General features: G+C 63.6%; 20 protein-coding genes. 14 read left to right on the top strand and 6 right to left on the bottom strand.

The genetic code is table 11. The features are described from left to right. Positions 1-69: 69 nt before the first annotated feature. From QA639_RS13755 to QA639_RS13740, 4 genes are all read left to right on the top strand, one after another. Complete coding sequence (locus QA639_RS13755; protein WP_028334463.1) at positions 70-942, top strand: phytanoyl-CoA dioxygenase family protein; 873 nt, start codon at positions 70-72, stop codon at positions 940-942. Positions 943-1,068: 126 nt separating this feature from the next. Next, positions 1,069-2,415, top strand: coding sequence for an MFS transporter (locus tag QA639_RS13750; RefSeq protein ID WP_028334464.1), 1,347 nt, complete (start codon positions 1,069-1,071; stop codon positions 2,413-2,415). Between the two features lie 3 nt (positions 2,416-2,418). Continuing rightward, the gene (locus tag QA639_RS13745; RefSeq protein WP_028334465.1) at positions 2,419-3,279 is read left to right on the top strand and encodes a sugar phosphate isomerase/epimerase family protein; all 861 of its coding nucleotides are present in this window, start codon (positions 2,419-2,421) and stop codon (positions 3,277-3,279) included. A 57-nt stretch (positions 3,280-3,336) separates the two neighbouring features. Further along, positions 3,337-4,842, top strand: a complete 1,506-nt coding sequence (locus tag QA639_RS13740; RefSeq protein ID WP_283090052.1) for a hypothetical protein — start codon at positions 3,337-3,339, stop codon at positions 4,840-4,842. Positions 4,843-4,857: 15 nt separating this feature from the next. On the opposite strand, the gene QA639_RS13735 is transcribed toward QA639_RS13740, so the two are convergent. Both QA639_RS13735 and QA639_RS13730 read right to left on the bottom strand, forming a co-directional pair. Continuing rightward, a complete protein-coding gene (locus tag QA639_RS13735; protein ID WP_080667095.1) occupies positions 4,858-5,709 on the bottom strand; it encodes a division plane positioning ATPase MipZ in 852 nt (283 codons plus the stop codon). A gap of 175 nt (positions 5,710-5,884) precedes the next feature. Then, the gene (locus QA639_RS13730; protein WP_028334467.1) at positions 5,885-6,673 is read right to left on the bottom strand and encodes a crotonase/enoyl-CoA hydratase family protein; all 789 of its coding nucleotides are present in this window, start codon (positions 6,671-6,673) and stop codon (positions 5,885-5,887) included. 104 nt (positions 6,674-6,777) lie between these two features. Between QA639_RS13730 and QA639_RS13725 the strand changes: the two genes are divergently transcribed. The 4 genes from QA639_RS13725 to QA639_RS13710 all read left to right on the top strand — a co-directional run bounded on the left by QA639_RS13725 (position 6,778) and on the right by QA639_RS13710 (position 10,423). Continuing rightward, positions 6,778-7,347 (top strand): TetR/AcrR family transcriptional regulator, encoded by a 570-nt coding sequence (locus QA639_RS13725; protein ID WP_028334468.1) that lies wholly within the window; start codon positions 6,778-6,780, stop codon positions 7,345-7,347. 37 nt (positions 7,348-7,384) lie between these two features. Continuing rightward, on the top strand, positions 7,385-8,143 hold the full coding sequence (locus tag QA639_RS13720; RefSeq protein WP_283090051.1) for an SDR family NAD(P)-dependent oxidoreductase: 759 nt from the start codon (positions 7,385-7,387) through the stop codon (positions 8,141-8,143). Between the two features lie 109 nt (positions 8,144-8,252). After that, on the top strand, positions 8,253-9,176 hold the full coding sequence (locus tag QA639_RS13715) for a glutathione S-transferase family protein (protein ID WP_157345630.1): 924 nt from the start codon (positions 8,253-8,255) through the stop codon (positions 9,174-9,176). Between the two features lie 212 nt (positions 9,177-9,388). Further along, complete coding sequence (locus tag QA639_RS13710; protein ID WP_283090050.1) at positions 9,389-10,423, top strand: LLM class flavin-dependent oxidoreductase; 1,035 nt, start codon at positions 9,389-9,391, stop codon at positions 10,421-10,423. A gap of 84 nt (positions 10,424-10,507) precedes the next feature. Here QA639_RS13710 and QA639_RS13705 read toward each other — a convergent pair whose 3' ends face one another. Both QA639_RS13705 and QA639_RS13700 read right to left on the bottom strand, forming a co-directional pair. Beyond that, positions 10,508-12,079 carry a porin gene (locus QA639_RS13705; RefSeq protein WP_157345626.1) on the bottom strand — a complete coding sequence of 524 codons (1,572 nt, stop codon included), beginning with the start codon at positions 12,077-12,079 and terminating at the stop codon, positions 10,508-10,510. Between the two features lie 741 nt (positions 12,080-12,820). Further along, positions 12,821-15,826, bottom strand: a complete 3,006-nt coding sequence (locus tag QA639_RS13700) for a DEAD/DEAH box helicase (protein WP_283090049.1) — start codon at positions 15,824-15,826, stop codon at positions 12,821-12,823. Between the two features lie 97 nt (positions 15,827-15,923). On the opposite strand from QA639_RS13700, the gene QA639_RS13695 reads away from it, so the two are divergent. Next, positions 15,924-16,325: a hypothetical protein gene (locus QA639_RS13695; RefSeq protein ID WP_283090048.1), complete on the top strand. Its 402-nt coding sequence runs from the start codon at positions 15,924-15,926 to the stop codon at positions 16,323-16,325. Between the two features lie 208 nt (positions 16,326-16,533). On the opposite strand, the gene QA639_RS41775 is transcribed toward QA639_RS13695, so the two are convergent. Beyond that, positions 16,534-16,683, bottom strand: a complete 150-nt coding sequence (locus QA639_RS41775; protein ID WP_346283743.1) for a hypothetical protein — start codon at positions 16,681-16,683, stop codon at positions 16,534-16,536. 67 nt (positions 16,684-16,750) lie between these two features. Between QA639_RS41775 and QA639_RS13690 the strand changes: the two genes are divergently transcribed. The 3 genes from QA639_RS13690 (at position 16,751) to QA639_RS13675 (ending at position 19,614) form a co-directional block, all read left to right on the top strand. After that, positions 16,751-16,984: a hypothetical protein gene (locus QA639_RS13690; RefSeq protein ID WP_283090047.1), complete on the top strand. Its 234-nt coding sequence runs from the start codon at positions 16,751-16,753 to the stop codon at positions 16,982-16,984. A 1,033-nt stretch (positions 16,985-18,017) separates the two neighbouring features. Next, positions 18,018-18,467, top strand: coding sequence for an Hsp20 family protein (locus tag QA639_RS13685; protein ID WP_283090046.1), 450 nt, complete (start codon positions 18,018-18,020; stop codon positions 18,465-18,467). Positions 18,468-19,404: 937 nt separating this feature from the next. Further along, positions 19,405-19,614 carry a hypothetical protein gene (locus QA639_RS13675; RefSeq protein ID WP_283090045.1) on the top strand — a complete coding sequence of 70 codons (210 nt, stop codon included), beginning with the start codon at positions 19,405-19,407 and terminating at the stop codon, positions 19,612-19,614. Here the strand turns inward: QA639_RS13675 and QA639_RS13670 are convergent. Continuing rightward, positions 19,574-19,774, bottom strand: coding sequence for a hypothetical protein (locus QA639_RS13670; protein WP_283090728.1), 201 nt, complete (start codon positions 19,772-19,774; stop codon positions 19,574-19,576). The genes QA639_RS13675 and QA639_RS13670 overlap by 41 nt on opposite strands. A 315-nt stretch (positions 19,775-20,089) precedes the next feature. On the opposite strand from QA639_RS13670, the gene QA639_RS13665 reads away from it, so the two are divergent. Together QA639_RS13665 and QA639_RS13660 are read left to right on the top strand one after the other, a co-directional pair. Then, on the top strand, positions 20,090-20,323 hold the full coding sequence (locus QA639_RS13665; RefSeq protein ID WP_411781380.1) for a hypothetical protein: 234 nt from the start codon (positions 20,090-20,092) through the stop codon (positions 20,321-20,323). Positions 20,324-20,594: 271 nt separating this feature from the next. Next, a complete protein-coding gene (locus QA639_RS13660) occupies positions 20,595-20,804 on the top strand; it encodes a hypothetical protein (protein WP_225646023.1) in 210 nt (69 codons plus the stop codon). Positions 20,805-20,842 lie beyond the last annotated feature (38 nt).

Genomic DNA, 20,842 nt, shown 5'->3' with positions numbered 1-20,842 from the left:
CAAGCCATGATGTTAGCGCTAGCATCACCTTATGTTAGCGCTAACATGAAACAAAAATGGAGAAACGGCATGATTTCGGACGAACAGGCCCAGGCTTACAAGCGCGACGGGGTGATCGTGGTCCCCGAGGTGCTCAACCAGGAGACCTTAGGCAAGGTGCGCACGGTCCTCGCGGAGCTCGTGGCCGGCGCCGCCAGCGTGAGCGAGCACACCGACGTCTACGACCTCGAGCCGGGCCATTCGCCTGACAATCCGCGCGTCCGCCGCATCAAGGCGCCGCACAAGGTGCATCCGATCTTCGACGAGATCGTGCGCAGCCCCGCCGTGATCTCGATCCTCACCAAGCTGATCGGCCCCGGCCTTCGCCTGCACGGCTCCAAGCTCAACATGAAGTCAGCGCAATACGGCTCGCCGGTCGAGTGGCATCAGGACTGGGCATTCTATCCGCATACCAATGACGACATCCTCGCGATCGGCGTGCTGCTCGACGATTGCGACATCGAGAACGGCCCGATGCTGGTGACGCCGGGATCGCACACCGGCGCCACGATGTGGGATCATCACGGCGAGGACGGCCACTTCGCGGGCCTGATCGATCCGGACCAGATCCAGGACGACATCAAGCGCGCGGTGCCCTGCATGGGCAAGGCCGGCAGCATGTCGTTCCATCACGTGCGCGCGCTGCACGGCTCGGCGACCAACACGTCGAACCGGCCGCGCAACCTGCTGCTCTATGAAGTGGCCGCCAGCGACGCCTGGCCGCTGATGGGCGTCAAGGACTTCGACGAATTCAACAGCCGCCTGCTGGCGGGCCCTCCAGTGGTCGCGCCGCGGCTCACCGACGTGCCGGTGCGGATGCCACTGCCGCCGGCCAAGCGACAGGGATCGATCTACGAGACCCAGTCGGCATCGAAGAAATCCTACTTCACGCGCGCCGCTTAAGACCGACCACAATGCCCGCGGCCAGGCCGCGGGCATTGCCGCTTTCACGAGCACGATCCGCCGCGACAACTGCGGAGATCGTGCCCGATCAAAACGACCATAAAAACCAAAACAACGGGGAAACGAATGACCGAGATGGCAAGAGATGGCGCTCGCACATCGCGCCTGCGTGTGATCCTGGCCGCAAGCATCGGCTCCGCGCTCGAATGGTACGACTTCTTCCTCTACGGCACCGCAGCGGCGCTGGTGTTCGGCGAGCTGTTCTTTCCGAAGAGCGATCCGGTGGTCGGCACGCTGCTGTCGTTCCTGACTTTCGGCGTCGGCTTCGTGGTGCGGCCGTTCGGCGGCCTTTTGTTCGGCATCCTCGGCGATCGCTATGGCCGCAAGCCGGTGCTGGTCTCCACACTCCTGATGATCGGCATCGGCACCACCGCGATCGGCTTCCTGCCGACTTATGGGCAGATCGGGATCTGGGCGCCGATCCTCCTGGTCGCGATGCGCGTCATCCAGGGTCTCGGCGCCGGCGCCGAGTATGGCGGCGCGGTGATCTATCTGGTCGAGAACGCACCGCCGAAGCATCGCGGCTTCTGGGGCGGCTTCGCGCCGCTCGGCGTCTCCGTCGGCAACCTGCTTGCGGCCGCCGCCTTTGCGCTGGTCACCATGCTGCCGCGCGAGGATTTGATGAGCTGGGGCTGGCGCCTGCCTTTCCTGGCGAGCTTCCTGCTGATCGTCGTCGGCATCTTCGTCCGCATGCGCATCACCGAGACGCCGGTTTACACCGAGGCGGTGGTCGCGCGCGGCAAGGTCGAAAGCAATCCGGCGATGGAAGCGTTGCGCCGGCATCCGCGCAACTTCTTCGTCGTGCTCGGCGCCCGCATGGCCGAGAACGGGCTCGGCTATTTCTTCCCGGTGTTTGGGCTGAGCTACGTGATCACCACGCTCGGCGTGCCCAAGGCGGAGGCGCTCAGCGCGCTGATGCTGGCATTCACGGTCGAACTGTTTGCGATCCTCGGCTTCGCGGCATTGTCTGACCGGATCGGACGGCGGCCGGTCTACATGTTCGGCGCGCTGGCCGGCGTGGCGCTCGCCTTCCCGTTCTTCTGGATGGTCGGCACCAAGGAATGGATCATGATCGCGCTCGCCTTCATCCTGGCGCGCGCCGTGGTGACCGCGGCGATGTTCGGGCCGCAGGCGGCGTATTTCGCCGAGCTGTTCCCGCCACAACGCCGCTTCGCGGGCTTTGCCTTCGCCCGCGAGCTCGGCTCGCTGCTATCGGGCGGTCCGGCGCCGTTCGTCGCCACGGCACTGGTGGCAGCCTACGGCACCTGGTGGCCGGTCGCCTGCTACGCGATGTTCCTGTCCGCCTGCACCGTCGTTGCGATCTGGATCGGGCCCGAGACCTACCAGGAGAACATCGCCGCCGACGAAGGCGAACATGCCGAGCTGCCCACGGCGATCCCGGCGCGGGCCTGATCGGTGGCGCAGCAACTGCGTGTCCTGCAGTCGCTCTGGGCGATGGAGCGGCGGCTGGCGGATGAGGGCGAATGGCCGCTGCAAACCCAGCTCGCGATGATCCGCGATGCCGGGTTTGACGGTGCCGGCGTGCGCTTCATCGATCCTGTCTTTGCGCGCGAGGTGACGAGCTTCCTTCGCGCGCATGGCATGATCTGGCAGGCGCAATGCTACCCGAAGAGCGTCGACGACCTGAAACCGGTTCTCGAGCTGGTCGCCCGGCTCGGCGCCGATCATGTCAACCTGCAGCCGGACGCTCGGCCGCGCCGGCTCGCAGCTTGCATTCCGCTGCTCGAAGGCTGGCGGCGGCTTGCCACGGACGCCGGCGTCGCCGTGCACGTCGAAACCCATCGCGACCGCATGACGACCGACCTGTTCTTCATGCTCGACCTGCTCGACTGCTTTCCCGATCTGCGGCTCACCGCCGATCTCTCGCATTATCTGGTCGGCCGCGAATTCGCCTGGCCGGTCGACGACGTCAACCACGCGATGATCCATCGCATCCTCGACAATGCCTGGGGCATCCATGGCCGTATCGCGAGCCGCGAGCAGGTGCAGATCTCGCTCGGCTTTCCGCAACACCAAGGCTGGGTGTCGCTGTTCATGGGTTGGTGGGACTACGGTATCCGCTCGTGGCGGAAACGTGCCGGTCCCGACGCGACCCTGACCTTCCTGTGCGAGCTCGGTCCCCCGCCCTATGCCATCACCGGGCCCGACGGCAGGGAACTGTCCGACCGCTGGCAGGACGCGCTGGTCATGAAGGACATGATCCGCGCGCTGTGGGATCGTATCGCGAACGAGCCGCAAGGCCCGCTCCCGCATTGATTCAAACAAGCCGCGGCGGCATCCTGAACGCCACAATCCGGAACGCCGCGAGGACCCGTGCGCGACCGCTGGGCTTATCCGCTCCGATGCCTCGTCGCCGTCTCGGCGATGGCAACCTTCGCGTATACGAAGGCGGCCGCGGCAGAGCTCGCGCTGAATGTCGCGACCCTGCCGCGCGTCGCGACCATCGACCCGCGCTTTCAGTCCTACAACATCGAGATGGTCGAGGTGACCGGCGGACGGTTCTGGAAGCCCTACGCAACCGCCGTCACGCGTCGGCGTGCGGAAACGGAGCGGTTCGCAGCGCGCGCTCCGATCGACCTGCACGATGGCAGGCTGCGCAAGCTAGCCGCAGCCCTCTCCCCCGCCTATCTGCGCGTCAGCGGGACCTGGGCCAACAGCACGTTTTTTTCGGATTCCGAGACGCCACCGGCTGCACCGCCGGCCGGCTTCAACGGCGTGCTGACGCGACGGCAGTGGCGGGACGTGATCGAGTTCTCGCGCGCCGTCGACGCTCCCATCGTCACGTCCTTTGCGATCAGCGCGGGCGCGCGTGACGCTGCGGGGCAATGGAGTCCCGAGCAGGCCCGGCAACTCCTCGCTTTCACGCGATCTGCTGGCGGGCATATCGCCGCGGCCGAGTTCATGAATGAGCCCGATCTGCCGGCCATCGGCAGTGCCCCTGACGGCTACGATGCCGCGGCCTACGGCCGGGATTTTGGAGAGTTTCGCGCCTTCATGAAGGACACCGCGCCCGACGTGACGATCCTCGGCCCCGGCACGATCGGCGCCGGCGCTGAGGCCCAAGCGCTTTTCGCCGCATCAGCGGCAGGCATCGACGCGGTCTCCTACCATCACTATGGCGCGCTGTCGGCCCGATGCGGCGGCGATCGCAGGGCAAGGCAGGCATTGTCGGACGAATGGCTGGCGCGAACCGGCAACAGCCTCGCCCTCTACGAGACGCTGCGCGACCAGCTTGCACCGGGAAAGCCTATCTGGCTGACCGAGACGGCCGAGACCGCGTGCGGCGGTAATCGCCTGGCCGCAACCTTCGCCGACACGTTCCGTTACCTCGATCAACTCGGACGGCTGGCCAAGGCCGGCGTTCAGGTGGTGATGCACAACACGCTTGCCGCGAGCGACTATGGGCTGCTGGACGAACGAACTCATCTGCCGCGGCCGAATTATTGGGCTGCGCTGCTATGGCGGCGGTTGATGGGCACCACCGTGCTCGATGCCGGTATCGCGGAGCGTCACGGCTTCCACGTCTATGCGCATTGCGCGCGCGACATGCCCGATGGAGTGGCCCTGCTCGTCATCAACAATGATCGGCGGATGCGGCACAAGCTCACGCTGTCGGCCGCCTCGCAACGTTACACGCTCGCGAGCGAAAAGCCTGCCGACGGCAACGTCCAGCTCAATGGCGCGACGCTTTTGCTTGGAGCCTCTGATCGCATCCCCGCGCTGGACGGCAATGCGACAGTCGCCGGAACGATCGTCTTCACACCGGCAACCATCACGTTCCTGACCGTCACCGACGCCGGCAACGCCAATTGCCGGTAGCGGCCCGACGTCGCCTTACGCCGCGTCGCGGCTGGCGTCGGAGGATTCCGGCGGACGCGCCACCAGATGGCCGAGCATGATGGCGGTCATCAGCCGTTCCATCTCGAGCCGTGCGGTGACATGCGACATGGTCGGCCGGCTACCGAGTGCGAGCTGGCTGACGTCGTCGATCGCCGTCAGTCCGCGCGGGTAGAATTCGCGGAAGATCACGCGTTCGGCCAGGCCATCGACCAGGCGGAAATTCAGGGTCTTGGACAGTTCACTCAAGGCTTCGCCGACCAGGCGCTTGTTGCGTGAACCGAGCGTGGACAGACGATTGCGCAGCACCACCCACTCGAATGCCGGCTGATCGTGTGCGCTGCGCTGGCGCCGCGCTTCCTCCACCATCGTCGAATAGTGGCTGATGCCGGTCACCTTGAAGTCGTTCGGATCGACGGTGCCGAGCACGTCGAAATCGAGGAAGCTGTCGTTGAGCGGCGTGATCAACGTGTTCGCCAGCGAATGCGTGAATGTCGTGAGATAGGTGTCGTGGCCGGGACAGTCGATGACGACGAAATCGTGCGACCGGCCGAGCCGCTCGACGATCTCGGCAAGCGCGCCGCGCCCGAGCGTCTCGACCTCGCTGCTCCTGCCGCTCACCGTCTCGAAGCACATATGCGCGGGAACGCCGAGATCCAGCGAGGTTTCCCGCGCCCAAGCCCGCCGGTTCTCGACGTAGTGCGTCAGCGACTTCTGCTTGTTATCGAGATCGATGGTGGCGACGCGCTGACCCGCCTTGATCAGCGCGATGGCGACGTGCATGGCAATTGTCGACTTGCCCGAGCCGCCCTTGTTGTTTCCGACAACTATTACTCGTGCGTTTGTCATGGGAATCCATACCGGACGCTTGAGTGAAAGCAGGACGAAACAGAATTTAATGAATGACTCGAATCTCCCTGATTCGACGAATCTCGACAAGAGTCGCTGCTACATTGTCGTGATCGAAATCAAGAAGCTGCGACATCATTGTCACAGCTTCTTCGAGCACGTATCGTGAACGCAACTAGCGTCCCTGAAACACAGCCGGGCGACGCTCCACGAAGGACTTGATGCCCTCGGCCGCATCTGATGTGTTGAGCACGCGTTCGCGGATCTGCGGGATGATCGCAATTGCCGCCTGCTCGCCGGCTTCGATGAACTTGCGGCCCGCCTCTTTGGTTACCTGGATTCCAAGCGGCGCATTGCGCGCGATGATCTCCGCGAGCGCCATTGCACGCTCGACCTGCTGGCCCGCCGGCACGACTTCCTGCACGAGACCGATCCGATGCGCTTCGGCGGCGGTGAACTCGTCGCACAGCAACAGGTGATACATCGCATCGCCCCACCCGGCGCGGCTGATATAGCGGAAATGCGCACCCGCCAGCGGCGCGATGCCGCGCTTGGCTTCCATCTGGCAGAAGCGGCTGTCGTCCGCGGCGATCACGATATCGCCGGCCAGCATCATCTCGATGCCGACGGTGAACACGATACCCTGCACCGCCGTGACGATCGGCTTTCGGCAGCGCTTCGACAACCCGAACGGGTCGACGTTGCCCTCCGGCACCGGCTTGCGCGTCGCCGTCGGACCGAAGAATTTCGGCATGTCGAGACCCGCGGTGAAACTGCCGCCGGCGGCGCAGAGCACGCCGACCCAGAGGCCATCGTCATTGTCGAGCAGCGTCAGCGCGTCGGAAAGCTCAGCCATCATCTCCGGACTGAAGGCATTCTTCTTCGCGGGATTGTCGATGATGATCTTGAGGATGCGGTCGTGCCGCTCGTGGCGGACCCGCCCTTCGCTCGCGCTGCCGGACATCAGTTCCTCCCTGCTTTGTGACTGGATAATTTCTGGATGATGGTTGTCATCCAGATACATGATGGTCATAATCCAGAAAGAGAGTCAAACAGGGGACAGGCGAGATGGGCCATTCCCAGGCCGAAAAGGCCAGGAGCCGTGAGCGTATTCTGAACGAGGCTGCGACGCAGATCCGCGGCAAGGGCCTCGACGCGCTCAGCATCGGCGGCCTGATGCAGCAGGTGAAGCTGACCCATGGCGGTTTCTATGGGCACTTCGCCTCGCGTTCCGACCTGATCGCCGCGGCGCTGGAACAGGCGCTGGATGCAGGCGAAGCGTCGGCTCACGCGGCGCGCGATCCCGACAAGCCGATCAACATCAACACACTGGTGCGGAGCTATCTCAGCCGCGCCCATCGCGACTCGCCCGGGTCGGGCTGCGCGATCGGCGCGCTGATCTCGGATGTCGGCCGCGCCGACGCGCAGTGCCGCGCGGTGATGGAGCCGCACATCGAATCCTTCATCGCCAAGGTCGCCGAGACGTTCGGCGACGATGACGACGGCAACGCAATCCTCGCGGTGAGTGCGATGGTCGGGGCGCTGGCGATCTCGCGCGTCCTCACCGACCAGAAGCGGTCCGACGCCGTTCTGCGCACGGTGCGCGACAGCATCGTCGCGATGGCATCCGACGAATGATTTCGCCCGCGCCGCGGGCACCTTGATGGAGCAAGCCATGAACGACCGATCCGCCCTCGAGCCGACCGCCGTGCAGGGAAGCGTGCTGATTGCCGGCGTCGGCGCATCGAACGGCCTCGGCGCGGCGATTGCGCGTCGCTTTGCTGCCGGCGGCTATCCCGTCGCGATCGCCGGCCGCAACGCCGACAAGCTCGCCGCGACGGCGGCCGAGCTCGCCGCAGGCGGCGCAACGGTCGCGCATGTGATCGGCGACGCCTCCACGGCGGCCGATGTCGCGCGCTTCGTCGCGGCGGCCGAGAGGCTCGCACCGCTCGCGATGGCCGTGCACAATGCGGGCTCCAACCGGCCGGCGCCGTTCCTGAAGGTCAGCGAGCAGCGCTTCGAGGAACACTGGCGCGAACATGCGCTCGGCGGTTTCCAGCTGGCACAGGCCGCGATCCCCGCTTTGCTTGCGCGCGGCGGCGGCACGCTGGTGTTCACCGGCGCCAGCGGTTCGCTGCGCGGCAAGGCCAACTACTCACCGTTCGCCGCCGCAAAGGCCGCGCTCCGCGCGCTGGCGCAAAGCGTGGCGCGGGAATTCGGGCCGCAGGGCATCCATGTCGGTCATGTCGTGGTCGACGGCGGTATCGAGGGCGACCGCCTGCTGAGCATGCGTCCGCAATTGAAGGATGAGCGCGGACCGGATGGCATGCTCAACATCGCGGCCATTGCCGACGCCTATTGGGTGCTGCACCACCAGCATCGCAGCGCCTGGACGCTGGAGCTCGACCTGCGGCCGTGGGCGGAGCAGTTCTGAACGCGCTGCGCCGCCCTCCTCACCGCGAATATAGGTTGCGATCGGCCGGAATCTTGTCAGCTTATGCGGCAAGGTCCGTCGAGATCGCACCCTGTCCCGGGAGAAGGCCATGTCGCAGCCCACGCCGATCCTGCACCATTTCGATCAATCGCCGTTCTCCGAGAAGATCCGCATCATCTTCGGATTCAAGAAACTCGCCTGGAACTCGGTGCGGATCTCACGGATCATGCCGCGGCCCGACCTGATGCCGATGACCGGCGGCTATCGCCGCACGCCGACGATGCAGATCGGTGCCGACATCTATTGTGACACACAGATCATCATCCGCGAGCTGGAGCGGCGCTACCCGACGCCGACGCTGTTTCCGGCAGGCAATGCCGGCATGCCCTGGGCGCTCGGCATGTGGACCGACCGGCCGTTCTTCCAGAACACGGTCAACCTCGTGTTCGGCTTCATCGGCGACAAGGTCCCGCGGGATTTCATCGAGGATCGCGAGAAGTTGCGCGGCGGCAAGTTCGACGTCGCCGCCATGACCGCGGCGCTGCCGCAGATGCGCGACCAGTTCCGCGCCAATATCGACTGGATCGAGGCGCAACTCGGCGACGGCCGGCCGTGGCTGTTCGGCGAGTTCAGCCTCGCGGACGTCAGCGCCTACATGAACGTGTGGTACGCGCGGCAGAGTCTCGCCACGATGGACGAGATCATGACGTCCTTTCCGCGCGTTGCAGCATGGGAGGAGCGCATCCGCGCCATCGGCCACAGCACGCGCACCGAGATGTCGTCGGCCGACGCGCTCGAGATCGCGGCGAAGGCACGGCCGGAGTCACCTGTGTTCGGCGACCCCACGGACCCGAACGGTCGCAAGCCCGGCGACGTCGTTGCCGTGATGCCGGATGACTACGGCAAGATCCCGGTGCGTGGCGAGATCGTCTCGCTGTCGGCGCAACACATCGCGATCCGCCGGTCGGATGAGCGCGTCGGCGAGGTGGTGGTGCATTTCCCGCGCGCCGGTTTCCTGGTGGTCCCGGGCTGATTGCCGCAGGCTGCTCTTAATCGGGCCTGGAAACGCTGCGTTTCGCGGCGTGACCTTGCCGGCCCCCTGAACCGGCAATAGTTCCCATCTATCTCCAACCAAGGCTCCACAGCGCAGGCTTGCGGATAGATCCGCAGCAACCCGACCTTTCGGCCTGCGTGCGATGGGTGGCCCGTGGCGGATGCTCCGCCACGCCGACAACTGGACTGACCATGACGACCTCCGTCGAATTCGGGCTTGATACGTTTGGCGACGTCACCAACGACGCCGCCGGCACGCCGCTGCCCCATGCCCAGGTGATCCGCAACGTCGTCGACGAAGCGGTGCTGGCCGACGAGCTCGGGATCGATTTCATCGGGCTCGGCGAGCACCACCGCGCCGATTTTGCGATCTCTTCGCCCGAGACCGTGCTGGCGGCAATCGCCGCGCGCACCCAAAACATCCGCCTCGGCTCGGCGGTGACCGTGCTGAGCTCGGACGATCCGATCCGCGTCTTCCAGCGCTTCGCCACGGTCGACGCGGTCTCGAACGGCCGCGCCGAGGTGATCCTCGGCCGCGGCTCCTTCACCGAGTCGTTCCCGCTGTTTGGCTTCGACCTCAGGCAATACAACGAGCTGTTCGAGGAGAAGCTCGATCTGTTCACCGAACTGCTCAAGCAGCAGCCGGTGACCTGGCAGGGCAAGCTCCGGCCACCGCTCAAGAGCCAGTCGGTCTATCCGCCGGCCGAGCACGGCCGGCTGAAGACCTGGATCGGCGTCGGCGGCAGTCCCGAGTCGGTGGTCCGCGCGGCGCATTACGACCTGCCGCTGATGCTTGCCATCATCGGCGGCGATCCCAAGCGCTTTGCGCCCTATGTCGATCTGCACCAGCGCGCCTATCAGCAGTTCGGCCGCGAACCGAAGCCGATCGGCGTGCATTCGCCCGGCTATGTCGCCGAGACCGACGCACAGGCACGCGAGGAGCTGTGGCCGGACTACAAGGTCATGCGCGATCGAATCGGCAAGGAGCGCGGCTGGCCGCCGATGGGGCGCGACGAGTTCGTGGCCGAGGCCGAGCACGGCTCGCTCTATGTCGGCGCGCCGGAAACCGTTGCCCGCAAGATCGCGGCCACGGTGAAGACGCTCGGCGCGGCGCGCTTCCAGCTGAAATACTCGGCGGGCCCGCTGCCGCATGAGAAGCTGATGAAGAGCATCGAGCTCTATGGAAGCAAGGTTGTGCCGATGGTGCGCGACACGCTCGCCGCGTGAGGCGCCAGAACCGGCATCACAAAGCAAAACCCCCGGCGTTTTGGCGCCGGGGGCTCTGTTAGCTTGCAGTCAGATCAACCGGTGTTACCAGTTGCGCTGAGCGCGGAGCAGCAGCATGTAGGTGTTCTGGTCCTTCAGCTCGTAGACCGCTGCCGGCTTGCCGATCGTGGCGCTGCCGGGGAAGGCGACCGTACCAGCGAAGCTCTGGTCCAGACGGGTGTAGGTGAAGTCGGCCGAGAAGGTCAGGTTCTTCACCGGGGTCCACTGGGTCTGCGTGCCGAGCTGCGCGATGCTGTAGTCGGGGTTGCAGGACGTCAGAGCCGAACCAGCACCGAAGAAGTTGCTGAGCGAGCCACCCACGCCGTTGCCAGCCGGGCCGCAGAGGTAGCCCTTGGCGGTGCCGTTGTAGTTAACCTGGGCCCAAGCACCGTAGATGCTGGTGTTCCAGTTCGGGTTCCAGTTGTGCACGTAGGCACCACGGAAGCCGTAGGTCGTGATCAGCTGCTGCTGACCGCCCGTGACGAACACGCTGTCCGGAGCACTGCCGAAGCCGATGCTCTGGTAAGCACCAGGAACGTTCGTGCCGCCGAAGATGGTGTTCGCACCAGCGGAGCCGGCGAGATCCTGGATGTTATAGCGGGTCGCACCGTTGGTGTAGACACCCTGCAAGTTGATGGTGTCGCCAGGTCCGGTCGGGATGTTCTTGATCGACAAGGCCAACGAACCAGCCCAGCCCCACTTGTCGTCCGGATGACCGGTCAACTCGGTGCCGCCGTAGTAGGCCACGTGGTTGTTGTGCGCAGCGAACGATGCCTGGAACAGGCCCCAGGCCTGGTCGACGCGCAGCATCGCGACGAGATCCGGAGCAATCGTGCCGGCATAGTCGCTGACGCCGAAGGTGTTGGTGTTGCCGGGAACGCCGAAGGTGACGGGCGCACCGAGGTTGGCCACACCAGCCTGATAGTAGGCCGACTGATCCTGAGCCGACAGAGACAGCGACACGCCGTTGCCGAACTGCGCGGTGTAGGTGAACTGGTTCACACCGGTGATCGTACCGCCGCCGCCGACGAGACCGTCGTAGCTGTTACCCGGATAGTTGGCCCACGGAGCCGAGAACTGCGAGACCGCCTTACCGATGGTGAAGCCGGCGAACTGGATGAAGGCGTAGTAGACGCCGACCGTGCCGCCCGCGACCGCACCGGCGTTGGCGTTGTTCGGCGCCTGAACCGCGCCGATCGGCGAGTAAACGGTCGCACCGTTGCCCTGACCGGCATAGTTGTCCGACGTCCAGGAGAAGGTCGCATCGAAGAAGGTGCGGACCACGCCGTATTCGGTCGCGGTGCGCGTATCGATGTTCAGGTCTTCACGCGAACGCCAGGTGTAGCCGTTGGTGAAGCGGTTGTTCGCACCACCAGCGCCCGAGGTGTTGCCGGTGTGGTCCGAGTTGGTGTTCGCCAGAACGTCGACGCGCAGGTAGCCGCCCAGCTTGATGCAGGTGTCGGTGCCCGGGATGTAGTAGAATCCGGGACCATACAGGGAGCAAACCTTCACGTACTCGACCGCTTTGGCCTTGACGGGAAGATCGGCCGCCTGAGCTCCGCCGACCGCGACGAGAGCCGCCGCCGAGCCGAGGATAAGGCTCTTAACCATCTTCATGTTAAACCTCCAAGTTGCTCTATCTCAGGGAAGGTTCCGGATCCGCCGGGTAAAACACCCTCAGGTTGGTTCCCTTTGTCCCTTAAAATCCCCGCTTAGTCGCTTCGCGCCTTCGGACACACCCGCATGAACGCGAGGGACTTAAGCGAACCACCTAGAACGGGACGACCTCGGGATGCCCCCCTCCGTCGTAGTTCCATATGAGACAGAAGGCCCCCGATCACGCAACAAAAGACCGCTCGGTTTGGGGCGAGTTGCGGCTGTTTTCGGGCAAATGTTGCACAAATATCACGGGCTTTTGAATTGCGACATTTCCGCAAGCCATTGAAATGAAACACAAATATTTCAGTTACCGCTATCGGGCACAAGATTGGGCAACACCGCGCGGAACGGTGTGCAAAACGCGTAGTCCTACTGAGAAAGCGAAAGCCGAAGCCGGCTTCGGCGGCACTGATTCCGGTATCCCGGGCACGACATTTCGGCCCAAAACGCCGAGATTTGAACGACATAACCCGCCCCGAATACCGTCGACTCGCGTCTGGAAGGGGGCTTTCCGATGGCTCGGAGCAGGCCGAATGACGGCGGGCGCTTTGCCAGCATGTGCAGTAACGATGCTACATGTCACTGGGATGTCAGCGCGCAGAATCGGTCGATTTGTTCTCCGCAGCCGCAGCGCGCTGAAACATCTCTACTGTACGCGGTGCATCCGCAAGGCTCGTCTCCGACGGAGCCGCGTCGCGCTCACTCGTCCAAAATGTCCAGGAGATCCTCGATCCGCTCGAAAGGCGGCTCGTGTATGTTGTCCGAATAGAACACGCGATCGCCATCGCGCTCGAGCGAACGTGCTCTGGATTTGGGCAGCCTCCCGGGAAGGAACGTCGCCGCGACGGCCTCCGGGCCGACATCGAGCCTCACGATCCCTCGCCGCTTGCAATCGATCCTGAGCCTCGCCGCGGCGAAGAAGTCCCGACCGGCCGACGGCAGCCTGCCGAAGCGTCGCGAGGTCTCTTCCTCGAGATCTTCCAGATCGTCTTCGCTCCGGCACCTCGCGGCACGGCCATAGATTTCAAGCCGCACGGATTCCGATTGCACATAGCTCCTGGGCAGCAAATCCGCGAGCGGAAGGTTGAGATCGGGCACCCACAGATCGGCGGACCGGTCGTTGGTCTTCTCCGAGGCTTGCTTGAGAAGATGGCTGTATAGCACCGGACCGAAAACCTGCACGTGGCCGGATTGCCGTTCCGAAAGCAGATCCCCGGCGCCTCTGAGGTCGAGATCCCGCTCGCTGATCGCGAAACCGGCGCCCGGTCTGCTGAACTCCTCCAGAACGGCCAAACGCCTCCCGGATTGTTCCGAACTGGATTCGGTCAGCATGTATGCGAAGGCGCGTGTCCCGCCGCGTCCCACACGGCCTCTGAGCTGGTGGAGCTGCGCCAGACCGAACTTTTCCGGCCAGCACACCACGATGGTGTTCGCCCTGGGGATGTCGAGACCGCTTTCCACGATGTTGGTCGCCAGGAGGACGTCCGCCTCGCCTTCGACGAAACTCATCATTCGATCGTCGATTTCGTCGGCGGGCAGCTTGCCGTGCAGGCAGACGATGCGGAGCTCCGGGGCCATCGACTGCACGCGCGCCAGCATCGGATCCAGATCCTGGATGCGCGGACAGATCAGAAAGCTTTGCCCGTGACGTCGCTGCTCGCGCAGCAATGCGGCGGCAATGGCGGCGTCCGAGAGCGGAGCGATCCTGGTCGCGACCGGAAGCCGATGAACGGGCGGGGATGCGATCACGCTAAGCTCCCTGAATCCCGCAAGGCCCGCCGCAAGCGTGCGCGGAATCGGCGTGGCACTCATCCACAGCGTATGGACGCCCTTCGCCAGGCCTGAAAGCTTCGCCTTCTCCGCCGCCCCGAAGTGCTGTTCCTCGTCGATGATGACCAGACTCAACTTGGCGAACTTCACGTCCTTCGATGCGATCGCCTGCGTGCCGACCACGACCTTCACCTTGCCGCTTCGCAGGCCCTCCTTGGTCTCCTTCATCTCCGGAGACGACGTCGCCCGCGACAGGCTTCCCACTTCGATGCCAAGCGGGGCAAACCGTTTGCGGAAGGTTGCGACGTGCTGCCTTGCCAGAACGGTCGTCGGCACGACCACGGCAACCTGCTTGCCCGACAGCGCAACGGCCGCCGCCGCGCGCAATGCCACCTCGGTCTTGCCAAACCCGACGTCGCCGCAGACGACCCGATCCATCGGATGACCGGAGGCAAGGTCATCCAGCACGTCGCGAATTGCCTTCGCCTGGTCGACGGTCGTGAAATATGGAAAGCGCGCGACGAACCGCTCATATGCGGGACCGGGAGCGACCAGCTTGGGAGCGCGCCGGCGGCGCCGTTGCGCGATGTGTTTGGCAAGCGCCTTGGCGGCAGTCTGAATTTCCTGCTCCGCCTTGGTTCGGCGCGTCCACCACGTACTGCCATCGGCCCTGTCCAGTGCCAGCTTGCCGAGCTCCGCGGCATACGGCCAGATCAGCGCAAGATCGGCCGGCGGAACGAGGACGGCATCGTCCCCCGCGAATGCCAGCCTGATCATCTCGCGCGATGATCCCTTTCCCACATCGAAGGTCTGCAAGCCATCGAGCACGGCCAGCCCGCGCTGCAGATGCACGACGACCGCGTCGCGCTCCGGCACGTCGGGATGATCGAAAGCCGAACTCCAGGCTCTCGCCATAGGCTGCGGATGATGCGCCCTGCTGCCGAGCACGTCGGTCGCCGTCACGACGACGAGCGGCTTGCGCCCTGAGCCGATGAAGCCGGTGTCGAAGTCGGCCAGCAGCGCGCCTGCGCCGCCTCGCCCCTTCGCCGCCTCGTTCCAGTTTGCGAAGCGCTCCGCCTTGATCCCGCTCATTCGCTCCATCGCGCGCAGGTCATCCTCGACCGCCGCGACAAACAGCAGCCGCGATCCGGCGCGCTCGGTGTCGGCGACAAATGCGCGAAGCGCTTTCCGCGACGAGGCGACCTTCGAGAAGTCGGGCGTGGCGGTGAAAGCTGCCTTTCGGGGCAGCGAGCTCATCCGTCTGGTCAGCCGTTTCCAGTCAGCGGGCCCCAGATACTCGCGCTCCGCCTCCCTGCGGCCGGCCGCCTCCTTGATCGTGCTCAGCCAGCTATCAGCGTGGCCTGACACGCCCGCGTCCGCGATCCAGCGCGCACGCTCACAATAATCCGGCAGCGCCGCCCGCTGCACCCGCTTGCCTCCCAACGCGATCCGTTCGGACATGGGGTCGATGTGCAGTTCCTCCGCGTCGAACACGACGTCGTGCTCGTCCGGATCGACACCGGCGATTCTGCGGATCACGCCACCGGAATGCTCAATTCTGAACGGCCCCAGCGCGCCCGCGGGAAATACCTCGAACGTCATTCCGTGGAACAGAGCGCTGCCGGGATAATCCGCCTCTTCGTCGAGATCGTATCCCAGAGCTTCCAGACGATCCTTGAGTTCCTGCTCGGAGTAGCCCGCCCCCACCTTCAAGCTGATGCTGAGGCGCGCCGAACTGGCGGGCAACGGCAACCGCTCCATGATCGCCTCCGCCGTCGATACCAGGAAGACCGGCTTCTTGCTCCGGGCGAGGCGCCTCAACACCGAACTGCGCCGGCCGGCGATCTCTCGTGACGGCTCCAGCCCGTCAAAGGGCAAGGTATTCAGCCTCGGGAACACCAGCACCTCGAGCGAAGGATCGAGCGAATGCAGCACGCTGCCGAGGCGCTCGGCCCTGTTCTCGCTTTCCGCAAGGAAAACGATGCCGTCCCGCCCGGACTTCTTCCACTGCTCGAGAAGATGGAGCGCCAGCATGCCAAGCGGTGAGGAAGACGATATCCCGGAACGCGCCGATCCCTTGCTTTTCTTCTTCGCGCCAGCAGCAGCGCGGGCCTTCTTGGTATTCGCCACGTCAGATCCGTCGTTATGTCGTGATTACGATCGCCCGGTGACCTGCGTCTCCGGGCGACTCGGGGCTTGTCGTCCGCCGCCATGGAAACGAAAGCGGCACAGATTTCCAGCCAGCCGGCCCAATCCGCCCGAAATGGCGGCGGGGCTCGACCGGGAAGAACGATTTCCTTTATTGAAATCAATGGCTTGTTTGCTGGCTGGGGCGGGAGGGATCGAACCTCCGAATGGCGGAATCAAAATCAGTTTGATTATTCAACGATTTCAAGGCGCATTTGGAAAAAGTATCACGAACGCGCTCCAGTAAATTCAATAGCTTGGCAGTCGTTTCCAAATGAAGAAGCCCGTCCGCGTGCAGCACGGCCCCCGATGCGACCGCGCGGCAAGCTTAGGACGCGCAGACTGGCAAGTGAACTTCCGAAACAACCAATGAGTAGGTGAGATTGACGGCGCATAGCCAAATCGCACGGCCGTCGTACTAGGTGATGGAGCGTCGAGGGAAAGTCCGTGCTCCGCTACGAAGGATCCCAACGTTTGCACATCCCTCGGGACGGCAGATTGCAAGCTGTCGGTTGTTCGAGATCGCTAGCGCCTTTCAGCACCTCACCTTCCAGCTGCTTCATCAAACGAAGCGCCACATAAAGAAAGTTGCCCGTCCCGCACACCGGATCGAGCACCCAAACGCTAGACAAGCGTTTCAGAAAATCTCCAACTTCCTAATTGCGTTCGACTTTGATCCAGATCGCAGTGCTCTTTCGGCGGATGCTTGCGCCGGCAATCCAGCCCTCGGTCAACGGCTCCAAGGGACCCGCACAGATCGAGAAAGATGGCCACTTTGCTGAGAAGCTGACCAAAGAACAAGCTGAGATCGTAGCGAAGGAGCTGAGGAACCGAATTCGCGCGGCGGAGGTTGGGGCCGGCCGGCAGCATTCGCAATGCGTCAAGGCCGCCCTAAACGCACGGTGAAATGATCGTCCAGAAGAGACCGTTGTTCATCATCAAACTTTTAAGGACTCGTCCTCTTGGGACCATGGCTTAGCGGACAAAACTCTCTCCAACATCAATCCAACACCATCGTGCGTTGCAGAGGTTTGCACGGGGGTGAAATAACCCACGTTAATCCCCGTGATAATGCTGCCACTGTTTCCCGGCGGCGCGCCGCGGCGCTCCGGTTAGCGCTTGTCTCCTCATCGGATTCGGAGTGCGATCGAACTGACCACTCTCGTAACGAGGGACTGGTCATCGCGGCCTCAGCAATTGCCCTAGGACCTCCAAGGTTTGCTGAGGCCGCCTCGTTTGGATTCGCAAATCCAGCACTAGGTACGTATCGTGCTGGCATGCCCAAATTCGAGTTCCGCCTGCAGACCGTGGGAAAGGTGCCCGGCCAGCCCGGAGTGATTCCACGAGATCACGTACGACGGCTATCGCCTGCGCCTCGAGCCTGCTGTCCTAGTCAGTTCGCCCTTCGGACCGCAGGCGACCACGAACCGTCGATAAGATCCGAGCGCGGGCAAACGCCGCAGGTGTCAGGGCTACTTTGCGTCTTGTGCGCTACGAGATGGATGGTCCGCGCGGCGTAATTCGGGAAAATCCGCTGGAGAGAAAAGTCTGAGGCTGCGCGGACAAAGAAGCGGCCCCAGCGACCGTGGAAGCTGGGGCCAAGTTTGTAGCTGGGCGTCTAGGTGCCGGTAGCGGTGCGGCACCGAACAAGGCGACCAATGCCAGTGGATGCGCTTCGTTCCTATGGAAAAAAGGCCCTGACGCATCCGGCGCTGCACCGACTGACGCGCTGTCCTGAACGGCGCAAAGGCCGATTATCCGCTGTGCATTTTTTTTGCTTGGACGTTCTTGACACCGCCAAATCGCGTTCTAATTCCATCTCCGCGCACGTCATCCGTTAAGGGTGCCGGCGCCCTGGACGCCAAACGGGTCCAGGCAAACGGGCACCGGTCGTGTCCGGTGCTTCTCATACCCATCTTGCTCTCTGGAGGATTTGGCTATGCGCACATATGACTTCTCTCCCCTGTTCCGGTCGACAATTGGATTCGATCGCCTCTTCGACCTGGCCGAAACGGCCCAGCGAGCCACCGAAGACAACTACCCGCCCTACAATATCGAACGACTTTCGGATGACCGCTATCAGATCGCGCTCGCGGTCGCAGGCTTCGCGCCGGACGAGATCTCCGTGACGGCGGAGCAGAACGTCCTGACGATCGAGGGCAACAAAGTCGAAAAAGCGGACCGCGACTACCTCTATCAAGGTATCTCGACCCGCCGATTCCGACGGCAATTTAGCTTGGCCGACCATGTTCTGGTCAAGGATGCCGCGTTTGACAACGGTCTGCTCAAGATCGAGCTGGCGCGCGAAATTCCGGAAGCCATGAAGCCGCGGCGGATCGCAATCACGCAGCCGAGCCGGCCGCAACAGCTCGAGTCCGCTGCAGCCTGACAGCCGCGAAGCCGCGTCCGGATCTGCCGCACGCGGCTTCAATCATTCAATTCTCGTCTTGGAACGGAGGCAAACATGCGGCCGACGACCGCGAACGTCATTTCCTTGAACACATCTGACCGCAAAGAGGCGCGGTTTAATCATCCCCGAGATGTCCTGGCGGATCTGTCCCTGACCACGGAAGAAAAACGCGCTCTCTTGGCGTCATGGGCGTCTGATGCTGCCGCGATTCCGTGCCGCCCAGACTTTCGGGCACCTCGGGATTTACGGTCACCGGTGAAGCTCGAGGCTATTCTCGACGCCCTATGCCGTCTCGACAGCGATCCTCATCATCCGCCGGGAGGTAGACCCCGTCGTCTTCGCTCAACCGCGCGTCCGCTCGCCGCTTAGGAGGGTGACATGAACGACATCAACCTTCCGAAACACATAGTGGACAGGATCGAAGCCCGCTGGTGCGCCCGGCAGGTCTCGACGCGAGATCGTCGACCGCCAGCTCGAACTGCTTCGGGCGCATCGCAACAACATCCAGCGGTATCGATGGCTACTCAGCACACAGCTGAGCGACCTCGAGCGCAACTTTATCGAACGACGTCTGTCCGAGGAATCGTCGGCGATGGAAAATCTGGCGGCTGACATTCCCCTTCTCGTTCATGAACAACCACTCGGCACGGCCAGTCGATCGGAAGGTGCCTCACCATGAGCACGACGAAATTTCTGATACGTGGAAGCCAGAAGGTTATTAGTCACTATCAGTTTTTGTTGGACACGGCCCAATCGGAACAGGAGCGGAACACGTTCGCGAAACGGATCGAGGAAGAGAAGCGGAACCTGGAACGGCTGCAGGCTGATCTCGCTCGGCCAGCCCAAGCGGCCTGATCAGTACCGTTCAAGGCAACGTGGACGGTAAGGCTTAGACGGCATGAGGACGCCAATATCGGTGAAGGACCTGGAGCTGATCGCGCTGCGCGAGATTCGCAGTTTTCCCGGCGGTGAATATGTGTGCCATGTGGAAGTTATTCCATCGAGCGCGGATTGGAGGCTTCATGCGACGGTCAGGGACGGCGCCGATCTCAACCGAATCCAGCACGCCGCGGGAGCCACGACGTTTAGATTGAAGCAACGGTATCAACTAAGAACCGATTGGTGACGACTTCAACTGTGAGGGGCGACAAAGGCCGCCTCAATTCACTCTGAAGAAGTGGCCCCAGCATCCGGATCATGCTGGGGCCAAGCCAAATCGCCGAGCCGCGTGCCGTATCGGTCTTGCCCTTGGCCAGCACCAGCACCGTCGAATGGGCGCCGCGCATGGACCAAACACGCCGCTTCCCGGATTGGTCCGGGCGCTTGGGGATGCCCGCCCCTGCGGTCACGTGAGTAATAGAACATTGTGCTTGTTTCCACTACGGCGGGCGCCGTCGGCGGCGCTGCGACGGGCGGGGTCATCGGCGCGCTAACCCAGGCGGGCGTGCCCGAAGATGAAGCCTCGCGATACGACGAAGGCGTTCGTCGCGGCGGCACGCTCGTCTCCGCGCGCGTCAACGAGCAGGATCGCTTGCGAACCGAGGCTGCGCGCCGCCCTTTTGGGATCGGCTGCGACCGCAGCTCCCCTCAGCCCCTCCAGAGTGAGCTCGCCCGAACTCTCCGGCATTCGCCAGGTCCGGCTCGTCTGCAACGAGTACGGTCGCTGCTTCCGCAGCCATGGTCCCCGCTACGTCCAGCGCTATTACGGCGATGACGGCTATGTGGCGCGCCGGAGCTACGGTTCCTACGGCGGACCCGCCTACTATGATCGCGGCTATGGTTATTACGACAGCGGCCCCGGCGTCGGCTTCAGCTTTGGCACCCGCGGCCGGTAGCCGCTACACAGGGGCCGCTCCTTCGGAGCGGCCCCTCCTTTGCGGTAGCGGTGTGGCGGTCCGACCTCGACAAGAGATGACGTCTTGAGGAAGCAGCGCGAATTCTTCGTCGGCGTGAATCCTAACCACAGGGTCGGCATCCTGGGGAGCACTCGAGGTCTGCGCCACAGAGCGTCCGACTAAGTTACTAGGCGCGAGTGTCAGGAAAAACTGGAAACATCGGCCCGAGCGCGAGTTGGCTTCACAGTATTTTTCTTGCTGGAGCCGATACATGGTCGACGACGTGCCGCTCAGAAGCGTGGTGGATACGGTTTGGTGCCTCTATCGGGCAAAACATCGCGATGTCGACATTGCGGACAGCCGTCGTTGTCTGCTGGAGCGTCACCTTCAAGGGAGATGGGAAGCGAACGTGAGCGAAGCTGATGAACTCACTGGATTCGGCCTGGCTTATCTCGACCGTCTTCCCAAGGACGAATGTTGAGGCTGATGGAGGAGTTCGTCAGGTACGCGGTGATCGGC

Origin of the sequence: Bradyrhizobium pachyrhizi (genome assembly GCF_029714545.1) — a bacterium.
Lineage (GTDB): Bacteria > Pseudomonadota > Alphaproteobacteria > Rhizobiales > Xanthobacteraceae > Bradyrhizobium > Bradyrhizobium pachyrhizi.
This window is presented reverse-complemented; position numbering and strand designations above follow the sequence as displayed.

What these genes read in the sequence shown, in the direction of transcription:
- QA639_RS13755 (WP_028334463.1), top strand. Translation starts at nt 70, where the DNA reads ATGATTTCGGACGAACAGGCCCAGGCTTACAAGCGCGACGGGGTGATC.
- QA639_RS13750 (WP_028334464.1), top strand. Translation starts at nt 1,069, where the DNA reads ATGACCGAGATGGCAAGAGATGGCGCTCGCACATCGCGCCTGCGTGTG.
- QA639_RS13735 (WP_080667095.1), bottom strand. Translation starts at nt 5,709, where the DNA reads ATGACAAACGCACGAGTAATAGTTGTCGGAAACAACAAGGGCGGCTCG.
- QA639_RS13730 (WP_028334467.1), bottom strand. Translation starts at nt 6,673, where the DNA reads ATGTCCGGCAGCGCGAGCGAAGGGCGGGTCCGCCACGAGCGGCACGAC.
- QA639_RS13725 (WP_028334468.1), top strand. Translation starts at nt 6,778, where the DNA reads ATGGGCCATTCCCAGGCCGAAAAGGCCAGGAGCCGTGAGCGTATTCTG.
- QA639_RS13720 (WP_283090051.1), top strand. Translation starts at nt 7,385, where the DNA reads ATGAACGACCGATCCGCCCTCGAGCCGACCGCCGTGCAGGGAAGCGTG.
- QA639_RS13715 (WP_157345630.1), top strand. Translation starts at nt 8,253, where the DNA reads ATGTCGCAGCCCACGCCGATCCTGCACCATTTCGATCAATCGCCGTTC.
- QA639_RS13710 (WP_283090050.1), top strand. Translation starts at nt 9,389, where the DNA reads ATGACGACCTCCGTCGAATTCGGGCTTGATACGTTTGGCGACGTCACC.
- QA639_RS13705 (WP_157345626.1), bottom strand. Translation starts at nt 12,079, where the DNA reads ATGAAGATGGTTAAGAGCCTTATCCTCGGCTCGGCGGCGGCTCTCGTC.
- QA639_RS13695 (WP_283090048.1), top strand. Translation starts at nt 15,924, where the DNA reads ATGCCAAGCGGTGAGGAAGACGATATCCCGGAACGCGCCGATCCCTTG.
- QA639_RS13685 (WP_283090046.1), top strand. Translation starts at nt 18,018, where the DNA reads ATGCGCACATATGACTTCTCTCCCCTGTTCCGGTCGACAATTGGATTC.
- QA639_RS13670 (WP_283090728.1), bottom strand. Translation starts at nt 19,774, where the DNA reads ATGCGCGGCGCCCATTCGACGGTGCTGGTGCTGGCCAAGGGCAAGACC.
- QA639_RS13660 (WP_225646023.1), top strand. Translation starts at nt 20,595, where the DNA reads ATGGTCGACGACGTGCCGCTCAGAAGCGTGGTGGATACGGTTTGGTGC.